11 protein-coding genes are annotated in these 13,702 nt (G+C 60.6%); 4 read left to right on the forward strand and 7 right to left on the reverse strand.

Going from position 1 to position 13,702, the window contains the following annotated elements; all coding sequences use genetic code 11:
• Positions 1-60: 60 nt before the first annotated feature.
• Entirely contained in the window at positions 61-1,641 is a 1,581-nt protein-coding gene (peaA, locus tag DFS28_RS28730; RefSeq protein ID WP_008145339.1) for a quinohemoprotein amine dehydrogenase subunit alpha, read from the reverse strand.
• A 344-nt stretch (positions 1,642-1,985) separates the two neighbouring features.
• Here peaA and DFS28_RS28735 point away from each other — a divergent pair, with 344 nt between their 5' ends.
• A complete protein-coding gene (locus DFS28_RS28735; RefSeq protein WP_111452477.1) occupies positions 1,986-2,345 on the forward strand; it encodes a hypothetical protein in 360 nt (119 codons plus the stop codon).
• Between the two features lie 50 nt (positions 2,346-2,395).
• Here DFS28_RS28735 and DFS28_RS28740 read toward each other — a convergent pair whose 3' ends face one another.
• Positions 2,396-2,650 (reverse strand): DUF1652 domain-containing protein, encoded by a 255-nt coding sequence (locus DFS28_RS28740; protein WP_046048402.1) that lies wholly within the window; start codon positions 2,648-2,650, stop codon positions 2,396-2,398.
• Between the two features lie 274 nt (positions 2,651-2,924).
• Here DFS28_RS28740 and DFS28_RS28745 point away from each other — a divergent pair, with 274 nt between their 5' ends.
• Entirely contained in the window at positions 2,925-4,415 is a 1,491-nt protein-coding gene (locus DFS28_RS28745; RefSeq protein ID WP_111452478.1) for an aldehyde dehydrogenase, read from the forward strand.
• A 137-nt stretch (positions 4,416-4,552) separates the two neighbouring features.
• Here DFS28_RS28745 and DFS28_RS28750 read toward each other — a convergent pair whose 3' ends face one another.
• From DFS28_RS28750 to DFS28_RS28765, 4 genes are read right to left on the reverse strand one after another with little or no spacing between them, the layout of a single operon-like run.
• Positions 4,553-5,842, reverse strand: coding sequence for an FAD-dependent monooxygenase (locus DFS28_RS28750; RefSeq protein WP_111452479.1), 1,290 nt, complete (start codon positions 5,840-5,842; stop codon positions 4,553-4,555).
• Positions 5,839-6,516: a S8 family serine peptidase gene (locus DFS28_RS28755; RefSeq protein ID WP_102616637.1), complete on the reverse strand. Its 678-nt coding sequence runs from the start codon at positions 6,514-6,516 to the stop codon at positions 5,839-5,841. The genes DFS28_RS28750 and DFS28_RS28755 overlap by 4 nt, the downstream gene beginning before the upstream one ends.
• A complete protein-coding gene (locus tag DFS28_RS28760) occupies positions 6,506-8,224 on the reverse strand; it encodes an ABC transporter ATP-binding protein (RefSeq protein WP_111452480.1) in 1,719 nt (572 codons plus the stop codon). Before DFS28_RS28760 ends, DFS28_RS28755 begins: the two co-directional genes overlap by 11 nt.
• Entirely contained in the window at positions 8,224-10,128 is a 1,905-nt protein-coding gene (locus DFS28_RS28765) for a sigma-54-dependent Fis family transcriptional regulator (RefSeq protein WP_111452481.1), read from the reverse strand. The genes DFS28_RS28760 and DFS28_RS28765 overlap by 1 nt, the downstream gene beginning before the upstream one ends.
• 201 nt (positions 10,129-10,329) lie before the next feature.
• Here DFS28_RS28765 and DFS28_RS30995 point away from each other — a divergent pair, with 201 nt between their 5' ends.
• Positions 10,330-10,452 (forward strand): hypothetical protein, encoded by a 123-nt coding sequence (locus tag DFS28_RS30995; protein ID WP_256596906.1) that lies wholly within the window; start codon positions 10,330-10,332, stop codon positions 10,450-10,452.
• A gap of 14 nt (positions 10,453-10,466) precedes the next feature.
• Here DFS28_RS30995 and mrdA read toward each other — a convergent pair whose 3' ends face one another.
• Complete coding sequence (gene mrdA, locus DFS28_RS28770; RefSeq protein ID WP_008145469.1) at positions 10,467-12,359, reverse strand: penicillin-binding protein 2; 1,893 nt, start codon at positions 12,357-12,359, stop codon at positions 10,467-10,469.
• A gap of 273 nt (positions 12,360-12,632) precedes the next feature.
• On the opposite strand from mrdA, the gene DFS28_RS28775 reads away from it, so the two are divergent.
• Entirely contained in the window at positions 12,633-13,556 is a 924-nt protein-coding gene (locus tag DFS28_RS28775; RefSeq protein ID WP_111452482.1) for a TIGR03571 family LLM class oxidoreductase, read from the forward strand.
• Positions 13,557-13,702: the final 146 nt, after the last annotated feature.

The raw sequence follows: 13,702 nt of genomic DNA on the forward strand, positions 1-13,702 counted from the left end.
CGTTCTACGGGGCCTGCGGTCATTCCAAAAAAGTGTCTGAAACCCTACAAATCAGCCAACTCATGGAATGGGTGGATTGTTCCAGCGTTGCACGGTGACGATCATGTGGCCTTCGCCGCTCAGGGATTTCCCTGCATCGTCGACGGCGGCGATCACCTTGAGGTTGCCGGCATTGTTGGTGGACATTTTGCGCTGCGGGTTTGGCCCGGCATCGCCCGGTGTGAACACGCCGCTGTCAGCCTGCATGGTGCCGGCGAACTTGACGTCCTCGTCTTCCTTGGCGCGGTCGTCGAACGCTTCGACCGACCACTGCGCCGGGAACACGCCGATGCGATACGGCTTGCCGTCGGTGCCCTTGCCCCAGGCTTCGGCATCAAAGCGGCCCTGGACTTTCGGCGTCGAACCACCGCCCTCGCCGATCCGCGCCACCGAGAACTCGGGCACGACTTTGACTTCGGCGATTTTGCTGTAGACCGACAGGGTCGGGCCTTTCAGCGTGCCGACGGTGACATTGCGCAGACCCGGTTGGGCATTGGCGGCGGCCTTGAGTTTGACCTTGATGCGCTCCGGGCTCTGCTCGATGACTTCGACCACTTCCACGCCTTTGCCGAAGTTCGGTTTGCCGGTGAGACCGCTGCCGACAAGGGTCACTTCAGTTTCAGCGCCAGCCTTCAGATAACCCGGCTGCACCGCCAGCAAACGGCTGCTGCCTTGCTTGGCAGCGACGAAGTCCAGGCCCCGCTCATCGTGCTCGGCCTCGAACATCCGGCCCTGCATGGCATTGCCTTGGGCGGCGAACACCTGGCGCATGGTCACGCCGTCGATGGTCACGTTGCCGCGCCATTCGTAGCCGGTGTAGAGAATCGCACTGCCGTCGCCATTGAATGGGCTGCCGTCGGCGTATTGGCCTTTGACGCTGACCTTGAACGTGTCGCTGCCATCGGCCGTGACGCTCATCACGCCGGCCAATTCACCCTTGCCCGGCAAGTGGCCGCTGAAGCTCCAGTCACCCACCAGCGCTTCGGCTTTTGGCGCGCTGCTCAGCCATTTTTTCCAGGCCGGGTTGTCCAGCGGATAACGTTTGGCCAGCAGCGGCACCATGTCTTTTCGAGCAAGGTCGAACCAGTCGCGGTCGCGAGCCAGCGCCTGGTATTCCAGGGACGGCCATTGGCCGAGGTGGAAGTTCACCAGACGCTCCCATTCCTGGGCCGGGCGTCGTTGCAGCGCGACCCGCGCACCGGAGTGGCAGCGGCCGCACATCTGGCTGGTCTGGTCGTCGAACTTCTCGACGGTATTGAGTCGACGCTCCAGCGCATAACGCACGCCATCGGTCTCGCTTGGGGCCAGGCCCTGGGTGTCGGCCAGGTATTTGACCAGGGTGCGGCGGTCGTCATCGCTGATCTGCAAACCGTGCATGGTTTGCATGCGGGCGATGCTCATCAGCCAGCCTTCCGGCGTTTTACGCTGGTGACTGATGCGGCTCAGGGCGTTATCGGCTTCAGGGGTATGACAGCCCTGACAGGTTTCCTTGAGGATGGTCTGAGCGTCGCGGGCTGCCAGGCTGTAAGGCGAATGCAGCGCCACACAAGCGGCCACGGCCAGCAGACTGGCACTCAGGCCTGATCGGAGTTTTCTCTTCATCAACGTCGAACCTCGCACGGTGCTTTCTTATTTTTGTGGCTTATCGTTTTTATGGTTTCTGCCGTCGGCGGCGCACCGCTGACGGAGGCAAGAGAAACGTCTGCAATGAGCAATACACGGAGCGTGCCAGCTTGCCGATTAGCTTTTGAATCAAGGAGTTACGAGAAAATCAATACGTTGCGACAGCGCTGAACGAGATCACCTGCGTCTAATATCGCGACAGGTGTTGCAGTCTGAGACAAGCATAGATGGCCTGACCGGAACAGCTCATCGGCCGACGATTGACGTCGCTCCCCTGCAAGCGCGAAATGGTCGTTCACCGATTGCCACCAGGGGATAAAAACATGGCAAGCATCACTGTCCTGGCGGGGGACTTTCTGCAGGGTGATGGAGAGTACAGAGACGGCGTTTTCACCCTCAGGACGTCGCTTCACCCATGGCCCGGCATTACCCTCCCGCTCTCATCGTTCAAGAGCATGGAAGTGGCCAACGAGGATTCGATCAACAACATCAAGGATGCCATCGGCTTTGGCGTGGCCGGGGCCATGCTGTTGGGGCCCATCGGTGCAATTGCCGGATTCATGCTGGCCGGCAAGGAAACCGAAGTGACCTTTCTGGCGACGCTCAAGGACGACCGAAAGCTGTTGGCTGCCGTGGATGGCGACACGTTCGAGGAAATTACCCGGAAGTTTTCAGCAGCCTGAACAATCGGCGCGGGCCGCACCGTCTTCCAACGGTGCGGCGTGACGCCGGTTCAGATGTCATAGGTGGGGGGAACGCTTTTGTGTACATCGATCTCGTGCTGCATGTCCGCCACCAGCGACGCGATCGCATGGGGACTGTCCAGTGTCCAGAGGGGAACGTGGGTGGCCACTATATCCACTTTGCCGGTCATGCAGTCGCAGACCCGAATCGTCAGGGACTGGTCCGCCGCCATGGTGCAGGTACACACGGACGGCAGAAAACTGTGTTCAATGATGTTTTGAATTTCCAGGGTTGAAAGGAACATCGTTACCTCCCTCACGCCAGATGTATTGCCGGATGAACGGTCCGTCACTTCACCCACCGATCCAGAAAAGTCTAGCCCTCAATAATGGGTACCTCAAGGTCGCAACCCGGTTGCTCGTCGTCTCATAGCTGTCGCAATTTGCAACATTCTCACAGCACCAGCGATTCCCTTGAGTGCCCCAAAACCCCGCCGACCAAGGGCGGTCCTGCCTTTGCGGGCACTTGGCACAGCCATTGCGAAAGCCCTGTTCTCACGAACAACAAGAGGCCTCGCCATGTCGCTCCCTTATCTGCTTCCTGCCACCTCGGCGTTCATCCAGCGCGCCCCACGCATGCTCATCGGCGGCGACTGGGTCGAGGCCGCCGACGGCCAGACCATGTCCCTGCACAACCCGGCCACCGGCGAAGTGCTGTGCGTCGTGCCACGGGCCACGCCTGAGGACGTCGACCGCGCCGTGCTCGCCGCCCGTCAGGCCTTCGATGATTCGGCCTGGACCCGCACCCGACCTCGGGAGCGGCAGAACCTGCTGTGGAAACTCGCCGACCTGATGGAACGCGACGCCGAACTGCTGGCGCAACTGGAATGCCTGAACAACGGCAAAAGTGCGGCGGTGGCCCAGGTGATGGACGTGCAACTGTCCATCGACTTCCTGCGCTACATGGCCGGTTGGGCGACCAAGATCGAAGGTTCCAGCGTTGAAGTGTCGTTGCCGTTGATGCCCAACGATCAATTCCACAGTTTCATTCGCCGTGAAGCGGTGGGCGTGGTCGGCGCCATCGTCGCCTGGAACTTCCCGCTGCTGCTGGCCTGCTGGAAACTCGGCCCGGCCCTGGCCACCGGTTGCACCGTGGTGCTCAAACCCGCCGACGAAACCCCGCTGACCGCGTTGAAACTCGCCGAACTGGTGCTGGAAGCCGGTTATCCCGAAGGCGTATTCAACGTGGTCACCGGCACCGGCATCACTGCCGGTTCCGCCCTGACCCACAATCCGCTGGTGGATAAGCTGACCTTCACCGGCTCCACCGCCGTGGGCAAGCAGATCGGCAAGATCGCCATGGATTCCATGACCCGGGTGACCCTGGAACTGGGCGGCAAATCGCCAACCATCGTCATGGCCGACGCCGACCTGAAGTCCGCCGCTGCCGGTGCCGCCAGCGCGATTTTCTTCAATCAGGGCCAGGTGTGCTGCGCAGGCTCCAGGCTGTATGTGCAGCGTAAGCATTTCGACAATGTGGTGGCGGACATCGCCGACATCGCCAATGCCATGAAACTGGGTAATGGCCTGGACCCAACAGTGGAAATGGGCCCGCTGATCTCCGCGCGTCAGCAGGAGCGGGTTTACGGGTACATCGAAAAGGGCCGGGAAAGTGGCGCGACGATCGCCTGTGGTGGTGAGCAGTTCGGGCCGGGGTTCTTCGTTAAACCGACGGTGATTGTGAATGTCGATCAGAAGCACTCGTTGGTGCAGGAAGAGATCTTCGGGCCGGTGCTGGTGGCGATTCCGTTCGATGATGAAGCCGATGCGTTGCGCATGGCCAATGACAGTCCGTATGGGCTTGGGGCGAGTATCTGGTCGAACGATCTGGCGGCGGTGCACCGGATGATTCCGCGGATCAAGTCCGGTTCGGTGTGGGTCAATTGCCACAGCGCGCTGGACCCGGCGTTACCGTTTGGTGGGTACAAGATGTCCGGGGTGGGGCGCGAGATGGGGTATGCGGCGATTGAGCATTACACCGAGTTGAAATCGGTGTTGATCAAGTTGTAATTGCGGCGCCCTCCAGGCCGCCTTCGCGGGCAAGCCCGCTCCCACAGGGTTTTATTGTGAAGCTACCATCTGCGGCACACACCAATCACTGTGGGAGCGGGCTTGCTCGCGAAGGGGCCAGCCCCGTCGCCCCAATCTCAGGGTTTGAAGCCTTGCGACAGTAACCAACTGCGGACCACCCTTCCCTGCTCCACCGTCAACCCGGCCAACACCTGCTCGGCCGGTTCGGTCCGCAACCGCCGCACCAACGGCGCCAATTCAACCCCTTGCACATGCCAGATCCCCAGCGGCTGATCCGCCGTAATCACCACCTCGGCTTCATCCACAAAACCATCTTTCAACACCGGCGCACGCTCAATCCTCAGTGAGGAAAAATCCGCCTCGGCATGCGCCACTTCAGCATCCGGCCACTGCCGCCGTGCAAGCCAGAATGGCTGCTGCATCCAACGCTGCTCATCGGCATAAAAATCCCGCCCGATCCGCGCAAAACGCAAAAACAACTGCTCCACCCGTTGCTGATGAAAGCGCTGAGCCAACGCCGCTCGCTCGGGTTTACGCAACAACGTGTTGATCACCGTTGGCGCCTGTAACGCCGAGGACAAGGACTGAAAAATCCCATTGCCCGACAGCGGATCCACCGCCATCGCCGCATCGCCTACCCGAATCCAGTGATCGCCACACACCTGCGGGCACAGAATCGCCGTGCTACTACGGGCATGCAGCTGTAGATCGACCTCAGGCTCGACACCGAAAAACGCCCGGGCCAACGCCGAACCTTGGCGTCGTTGACGACAGTAATCGAGCAACTGCGCCTTGCCTGGCAATTCAGCACTGGCCACGTCCACGGTCCATTGCCAATAACACTGACCGTCGGCTCGCCGGGCCATCCAGGCCCAGCCGTCCTCAAGACTTTCCACCGCGCTGGCGGTGCTGCCCGGCGTGCCTTGCCAGCGATTGAGCAGGCTAACCGTCTCCGGTCCGCGCAGGCCTTTGCCAAGCGTCGGCGCCTGACGCCCACGCGCCTCAACCAGAAAATCCGCCAGCAGCGCCTCGCGCCCTTCGACCTCTATCCGATGCCCCGAAGCCGATGACTGCACCGTCAGCACACGGCCTTCGATCAGCTCAACGCCCGCCAGGCGCAAATCTTCACGCAAGCCTCGATCAAAGCTCGGGCGATCCAGTAAAAATTCGATGTTCTGCGCATGCTGCTGGCCGTTCCATGACACCTGTCTTTGGGACGGCAGCGCCGCATCCGCCAAGGCTTGATGAAGCCCGGCGCCACGCAAGGCCTCCAGCACCCGAATGGAAACGCCCTCCAGCGCCGCAAATCGTCGCCACTCGCTGACCAGCGTCACCGGATAGCCGAGCCGACGCAAACCCAAGGCAACCGCCGCTCCCGCAGGCCCTGCGCCAAGAATCAAAATCATGCTCCGAAGCGCCGTTCAGGGCCGCGATAGCGGGCGTTTTCCCGCAACCACTCGATGACTTGTTCGTTGCTTGCCTCAGGATGTTCAACCAGGAAACCCGCAATATGCCCGCTCAACGCCGCACAGCCGAGGCTGGCACCAGACTGCCCCGGATAGGTGCCATGCACACACGCGGCGAAATCCGCTTGAGCGCTGTTGAGCCACGACCATTCCTGTTCGGCGCAACGTGCATCGCCGGTGACTCGCAGCACCTGTGGATAATTCGCCGGAAACACGCCCTCGCCCTGAGCCGGACTGGACGCACAGAGCAAAATACCTCGCGCCACCGCCGCGGCGCAGGCTTCACGCAACAGGCTGCGATCCTGACGCAGCCCGAGGCTCAAATTGATCAGCCGAACGTCCTGCGCCACCAGCCAGTCAATCGCCGTAGCGATCTGCAACGCGCTGGTGACGCCGCGCTGGTCGAACACCTGAGCCACGCAAAATACCGCCGACGGCGCCCGTCGACCGATGGCCTCGATCACCGCGCTGCCGTGACCCAACGGATCGTCGCGCAAGTCGCTTTCGGCCAATCCATCCGCCAGCAACGAGAAGCGCCGCCCGGCGACCACTTGCACCCGCTGTGCCGCCGAGTGACCACTGTCCACCACGCCAATCCGCAGCTCAGGCTTCATGCAGCACCGTTTTTGAAGTGAGTACGCCGTCGAGCAATTCAAAGCGCAAATCGGCATCGGCCAAGGTTGAAGGACGGTGGCTGATGAGGATCCGCGTACGCCCGGCAAACAGTCGATCGATAGCTTCGATGACTTCGCGCTCGGTGGCTTCATCCACCGCCGAAGTCGCTTCGTCCAGCACCAGAATCAATGGGTCCTGCAACAGCGCCCGGGCGATGGCGATGCGCTGTTTCTGCCCGCCGGACAACTGCTGACCGCGTTCACCCAACGGGCTGTCGAGGCCTTCGGGCAACGATGCGATCAGGCTGTCGAGTTGCGCCAGCCGCGCCACTTCGACAATCGCTTCACGGCTGGCGTCCGGCATTGCATAGGCGAGGTTGTCGGCGAGGCTGCCGCGAAACAGCACGATGTCCTGACTGACCACCGCAATCCGCCGACGCAGCTGGAACAGATCCAGTTCGCGCAGATCAACCTCTCCCAGCAACACCCGGCCAGACTGCGGATCGTGGTGCCGTTGCAGCAGGTCGATCAGGGTCGATTTACCGACCCCGGAGCCGCCGCTCAGGGCGACTTTCAAACCGTAGGGAATTCGCGCTTCGATGCCGCGCAGGGTCGTCGGGCGACCGGGATGGCTGAAGTGCACGTTGTCGAAACGCAGCTCGCCGGAAGTCGGCATCGGTCGCGGCGTAACCGGTGTAAGAACGGTCGGTTCTTCGCCGCGCAATTCCATCACGCGCCCGAGACTGACGGTCATTCGCTGGACCGCGACATAGAGCCCAAGCAGGCTCTGTACCGGTCCGACGGCCATGCCCAGATAGGTGGAAAACGCGATCAGTGCGCCCAGTTGCCAGGTCCCCTGCACCACCCAATATCCACCGATCAGGAACGCGCAGGCACGGGACAGCGACGTCAGTGTGCCCGGCACCGCCTGAGTGAAAAACTCGGTGACTTGCAGGCGCAACAACTGGCTCATGTAGCCTTGGCCCAGTGTCTCCAGGCGCCGCGATTCACGCTGTTGCTGGCCGGCGGACTGGATGAATTTCATCACCGGCAAGGTCTCGACCATGAACGAGGACATGTCCGCCGAGCGCTCGCGCAATTGCCGCACATCGCGCTCGACCTTGCGCCGCATCCAGCGCAGCCAGAGTACGTCGAGGGGAATCAGCACCAGCGCCAGCAGCGAGAGTTTCCACGACAGGGTCAGCAGCATCGCCACGGCGCAGACCAGACCGATCACGCTCGACACCGCCGAGAACAACGAGTCCACGGCAAAACGCTGGATCTCCGCAACGTCGCCATCGAGGCGCGACATCAGGTCACCGATTCGGCGCTGTCCGTAGAAACTCGGCGAGAGGGTTTGCAGATGTCGATAGAGGTCGTCGCGCAGGGCAAACAGAATCCGCCCGGACAGTCGCGTGTGCAGGTAACGGTTGATCCCCGACAACCCCGTTCCGAGCAGCCCGGCCACGATCATTAACCCGGCGATCAGCACCAGCATCGGAAAGTTGCGCGCCAGCAGGCCATCGTCGATCAGTAGTTTGGTCAGCCAAGGCTGGACCAACACCAGCAACGAGGCGCAGACCGATAACCCGAGCAACCCGGCAATCGCCAGACGATGGGGCCGTACGAAGCTGTAGAGCCAGCGCAACGCCGCTTGCAGGGCTTCGGGGTTTTGGCTGTCGATCAGCCGAACGATCAAGCGCTGCATCACGAGCGCAACTGTTTGAGCTTGCGATACAAGGTCGCGCGGCTGATGCCCAAGGCGTCGGCGGCGGCCGAGACGTTGCCCTGGTGAGTGTCCAGGGACTGGCGAATCAGCTCCAGTTCGTTTTCACGAATGCTGCCGGCCTGAGGCCGTTCGGTGGCGCTCAACTCGTCGAGCATGCTGTCGGGCAAGTGGTCGAGGGTGAGTACCGTGTCCCCCGGCTCGCGCATGGCCAGTGCCGTGCGCAAGACCATTTCCAGTTGGCGAATGTTGCCCGGCCAGTGATAGCCGCCGAGCAAGCGGTTCAAATCGTCATGCAGGACCATCGTCGGCGCATCCAGTTTGGCCAGCAGTCGAGTGACCAGGCCGCTGAAATCCTCACGTTCGCGCAAGGCCGGGAGCATCACGCTGATGCCATTGACCCGATAAAACAGGTCCTCGCGAAAGTGTTTGTCTTCCACCAGACGCTTAAGGTCACGGTGGGTGGCGCAGATCAGTGCGACGTCGATGTCTTGCTCTTCGCCGGCGCCCAACGGAGCCACTTTACGGTCCTGCAACACCCGCAGCAGACGGGCCTGCAAGGCCAGCGGCATGTCGCCGATTTCATCGAGAAACAAGGTGCCGCCATGGGCCTGTTGCAGCCGACCGATCATGCCGCCGCGACGGGAGCCGGTGAATGCGCCTTCGCGGTAGCCGAACAATTCCGACTCGATCAGGCCTTCGGGGATCGCCGCGCAGTTCACCGCGACGAAGGGCTTATCGCAACGGGCTCCGGCCATATGCAGGGCGCGGGCGATGACTTCCTTACCGGTGCCGGTTTCACCCAGCAGCAACACTGGCAGCTCATTGGCCAGGCCTTGACGGGCCATGCGCAAGGCTCGGGCATAACGGACATTGCTGCCGGCCAGGGATTCGAGATCCGGTTGTGCTTTGGCGGTTTTCGCTGGGCTGCGCGGTGGCGTGCTGACGTTGATCGAACGCTGCGGCGCACGCAGGGTTTTGTAGAAGAACTCGCCTTTGGCCGTTTGCAGACTGCCGACACCGCCCTGAAGCAGACGCGACAGAAGTTGCAGGCCATCGACGCCCAGAAACTCTTCACAGCGTCGACCGACCAGCGCCGAGCGCTCGGCGTGGAGCAACTGACAGGCCTGGGCGCTGACCGCGAGAATCTGCCCGCCAAGGCTCACCGCCAACAGACCCTGCCAAGGGGATTCGAGGTATTGCCGACGGCTATGGAAAGCCAGGACGATCTCGTCCGGATAACTGGCGTTGAACACCCGGCTTTCGATCTGGCTGACAGCCATGGCCAGCAACGCGGTGCTGTCGTGAACGCGGCCCAGCGGGCCTTCGCGGGTCAGGTCGAGTACGCCGAGGATGTCGCCCTGCGGGCAATGGATCGGCACCGAGGTGCAAGAGAAATCGGTCAGGCGATCGAGGTAATGTTCGCCGCAATCGATCATCGTTGGCCGGGCTTCTACCAGTGCGGTGCCCAGCGCGTTGGTGCCGCGAGCGGCTTCGCTCCAGCAGGCGCCGAGGGTGATGTCTTGCAGGCCGCTGCCCTTGAGGCGATCGGCGCGGCCTTCGACAGCGAGAATGGTGGCGTCGGAATTGGCGAGGATGATCAGCCCTTCCTTGCCCTGACGTTCGGCCAGGTAATCGATGGCCGGCAATGCAGCGTCGATCAGTAGCCGATTGCTCGCCAACAGCACGTCGAGGGTCGCGCTCGATTCCAGCGCCAGCTCGTGCTTGGCATTGAAATGCACGCCATGGCTGAGGCTACGCCGCCACGACGCATCGATTTCCGCCCGCAACACGCCATCGGGGACTGCGCCCTCGAGATGGAGTTTTTCCCGGGCCAGCCGGGCTTCGCGGTGAAGTTTGGGAGGAGTTGTTTTTATTAGCGTCATCAAGCGCTCCGGATCGGTCCGCCCTGCGCTTTTTCAAGATCAGCGCCCTGTCGCAATCTTTACGTTAACGTCAGGGCGATGGCAAGTGCCTTACAGCGCTTGTGTTCCGTCAGGTGGACCGCGTTATCGTTCTTCGCGAGCAAGCCCGCTCCCACACTTGATCGTATTCCCCTGAGAGAACACGAGTTTGAAGTCGAAGTGATGGGCAGCTCGAACATCATCAGTTCACTGCTGTGGAATCACGAACAGAAGATGAGTCAGGCCGGAACCGTGTTCCTCGAAAGCTTCCAGCACATGCTCAGTATCCGTGAGCCTGTGCTGTGAAGCCTTGATCGAGATTAGACGTGAGGGTCACCCGGTGCTTTGCTCGGTGTAGCGTATTGCGGCTTCAAGTGACCGTCCTGATCGAGTAGCCAGGCATCCATGATCTGCCGCACTACGGGACCGGCGACGCGACCGCCGGCCTCACCGTTTTCGATCATCACCGAGATGACAATCTTCGGATGTTCGGCCGGGGCAAAACCGACAAACAAGGCGTTGTCGCGGTTACGCTCCAGGGTTTTCGCCCGGTTGTAGCGCTCGCCCTGCTTGATCGCCACCACTTGCGCCGTACCACTCTTGCCAGCGATGCGGTACTGAGCGCCCAGCGCTGCCGCCCGCGCAATCCCGCGAGCGTCGTGCATCACCATTTGCATGCCGTGGTTGACCTGCTCCCAGTCACGCGGGTCTTTCAACAGGATGTTTGGAATTGGATGCTCATCCACTGGCGCAACACCGTCCACGGTTTTGGCCAGGTGCGGCCGGTTCCAGACACCTTTGTTGGCGATCAGTGCAGTAGCCTGGGCGAGCTGCAATGGTGTGACCTGCATGTAACCCTGGCCGATGCCGAGGATCACGGTCTCACCCGGGAACCATGCCTGACGGCGCGTGGCGCGCTTCCAGGCTTGCGATGGCATCAGGCCCGCAGACTCTTCGAACATATCCAGCGAGACTTTCTCGCCGAGGCCGAACATGGCCATGTAGTCATGCAGTCGGTCGATGCCCAGCTTGTGGGCCAGGTCGTAGAAGTAGGTGTCGTTGGAGCGCATGATCGCCGCGTCCATGTCCACCCAGCCATCGCCGCTGTGGTTCCAGTTGCGGTACTTGTGATCGAAGTCCGGGAGTTGGTAATAACCGGGGTCGAAGACGCGGGTCTGCGGGGTAACGACGCCAGCGTCGAGACCGGCAATGGCCACCTCCGGCTTGATGGTTGAACCCGGTGCATAGAGGCCGCGCAGTACGCGGTTGAACAGCGGCCGGTCGATCGAGTCGTGCAGCGCTGCGTATTCCTTGAAGCTGATCCCGGTAACGAACAGGTTCGGGTCGAAGCTCGGCTTGCTGACCATCGCGAGCACTTCGCCGGTCGACGGATCGAGTGCGACCACCGAACCGCGACGATCACCCAAGGCTTCCTCGGCGGCTTCCTGAAGTTTGACGTCGAGGCTCAGTACGATGTTTTTGCCTGGGATCGGATCGGTGTGCTTGAGCACTCGCAGGACCCGGCCCTGAGCGTTGGTTTCGACCTCTTCGTAACCCACTTGGCCGTGCAACTGCGACTCGTAGAATTTTTCGATGCCTGTTTTGCCGATCGATTGAGTGCCACGGTATTCCACCGTGTCCAAAGCTTTGGATTCTTTCTCGTTGATGCGGCCGACGTAGCCGATCGAATGCGCAAAGTGCGCGCCCATCGGGTAGTGGCGAACGAATTGCGGCTCTACGTCGATCCCTGGCAGACGGAACTCGTTGACCGCCAACACCGCGATTTGTTCTTCGCTGAGCTCGTAGAACAAGGTGACCGGCACGAATGGATGTCGGGTCTGCTTCATTGCCTTGTCGAACAGCGCTCGATCTTCTGTCGGCAAGTGCAGGAGGCTGACAACTTCATCCAGCTCCTCTTTAACATCGGAGGCGCGTTCGCGGGTGATGGTCAGGTTGAAGCTGGGACGGTTGTCCGCCAGAACCACGCCGTTGCGGTCGTAGATCAATCCGCGCGTGGGGGTGATCGGCAGGACGTGGACCCGGTTGTTTTCAGAGATCGTCGAGTGATAATCAAATTCGACCACCTGCAGGACATACATGCGCACGACCAGCGCGCAGGTAATGGCAACAACGAACAGGGCGCAAGCCATCAGTCTTTTGTTGACCAGGCGCGTCTCTTTTTCGTGGTCCTTGATGGGTATCGGTTGGGGCATTTCTGCAGCAGCTCTTTGACTTAAAGGGGGGCGCCAATCCGTAGACTTGAATTCAGTCCGTTAAAAAAACGAGCTGCACCATACCAAAAACCGGACGGTCACTTTAATGCGATTTCCTCTAACGGCTGTCCTTGAAGGCCAAAACGACGGTCGGTTTTTTTATAACTCGTGCGTTTTGCTCAAGATTGATATTCCCATTCATGCATTTTTCTTGAAGAAGGGCCTGTAGATACTGGGTGCATGTCATTCCGTTTGGTTATTTTGGAGTCCTTCATGCATCCACGATTTCAGCGTTTACTGGGTTCCAATGGATTTTCCATTGGGCTTGAACTGCCGCTGGATAACGATTGGTCCAGCGATGGGCAGCGACAGCGAATTGCCGAGGAGCGGCCGTTTGGTGTTCCGGACCTGAAGCAGCACGCCGCTATGGCAAGTCTCGCAGACAAGGCTGGTTTCAGTGCTCTGTGGGTACGCGATGTGCCGGTTTTTGATCCCGATTTTGGTGATGCGGCACAGGTGTTCGAAACCTTTTCCTATCTTGGCTACCTGGCTGGAATCACCGACAACATCATGCTGGGGACAGCGGCGGTTGTATTACCGCTACGTCAACCTTGGTTAACGCTCAAGGCAGCCAACAGTGTTGATGAACTGAGTGATGGGCGTCTGCTATTGGGTGTGGCCAGTGGCGACCGACCTATGGAGTATCCGTTATTTGGTGTGGACTACGATCAGCGGGGAGAGATCTTTCGCGATACGGTCGAGTTGTTGCGCAGCCAAGGTGAAGGTCGTCTGCCGGAAGGTGCTCGCCTGTTACCGAAGCGAGATCAGCCGGTGCCATTGCTGGTTGCAGGTCTTGGTCAACAATCCCCAGCTTGGATCGGACAACACATGGATGGCTGGCTCGCCTACCCCGGCACTCCGGATGAGCATCGGCGCCGAGTGGGACTGTGGCGGGAGGTCGGTGGCGACAAACCCTACATCAGCTTCGTTCACCTGGATCTGGCGGCCAATCCTCATGCACCGATGCGACGTGTACGTTTTGGCGGCAGCTGCGGGAGGCTGGCATTGATTGATGAGCTTCAGACTTTGCGTGACACCGGTGTGCAGCACGTTGGCTTACATCTGCGTCGTAGCGAACGACCGGTTGCCGAGGTTATTGAAGAGATCGCTGAATACGTTCTGCCGAAGTTTCACTAACGATGCTGCTGGAACCAGGGATAGCCGATGGGCTGTCCCTTTTTCGCCGCGGCACTTTCCTGCGGGCAAAACAAAACCCCTACCTGCATACGCAGATAGGGGTTTCGGAATTTAATCTTGACGATGACCTACTCTCACATGGGGAA

Origin of the sequence: Pseudomonas sp. 478 (assembly GCF_003254125.1) — a bacterium.
Lineage (GTDB): Bacteria > Pseudomonadota > Gammaproteobacteria > Pseudomonadales > Pseudomonadaceae > Aquipseudomonas.

Bases quoted from the DNA above. Each gene is read 5' to 3' on its own strand.
- peaA (WP_008145339.1), bottom strand. From the start codon at position 1,641: ATGAAGAGAAAACTCCGATCAGGCCTGAGTGCCAGTCTGCTGGCCGTG.
- DFS28_RS28735 (WP_111452477.1), top strand. From the start codon at position 1,986: ATGGCAAGCATCACTGTCCTGGCGGGGGACTTTCTGCAGGGTGATGGA.
- DFS28_RS28740 (WP_046048402.1), bottom strand. From the start codon at position 2,650: ATGTTCCTTTCAACCCTGGAAATTCAAAACATCATTGAACACAGTTTT.
- DFS28_RS28745 (WP_111452478.1), top strand. From the start codon at position 2,925: ATGTCGCTCCCTTATCTGCTTCCTGCCACCTCGGCGTTCATCCAGCGC.
- DFS28_RS28750 (WP_111452479.1), bottom strand. From the start codon at position 5,842: ATGATTTTGATTCTTGGCGCAGGGCCTGCGGGAGCGGCGGTTGCCTTG.
- DFS28_RS28755 (WP_102616637.1), bottom strand. From the start codon at position 6,516: ATGAAGCCTGAGCTGCGGATTGGCGTGGTGGACAGTGGTCACTCGGCG.
- DFS28_RS28760 (WP_111452480.1), bottom strand. From the start codon at position 8,224: ATGCAGCGCTTGATCGTTCGGCTGATCGACAGCCAAAACCCCGAAGCC.
- DFS28_RS28765 (WP_111452481.1), bottom strand. From the start codon at position 10,128: ATGACGCTAATAAAAACAACTCCTCCCAAACTTCACCGCGAAGCCCGG.
- DFS28_RS30995 (WP_256596906.1), top strand. From the start codon at position 10,330: ATGGGCAGCTCGAACATCATCAGTTCACTGCTGTGGAATCACGAACAG.
- mrdA (WP_008145469.1), bottom strand. From the start codon at position 12,359: ATGCCCCAACCGATACCCATCAAGGACCACGAAAAAGAGACGCGCCTG.
- DFS28_RS28775 (WP_111452482.1), top strand. From the start codon at position 12,633: ATGCATCCACGATTTCAGCGTTTACTGGGTTCCAATGGATTTTCCATT.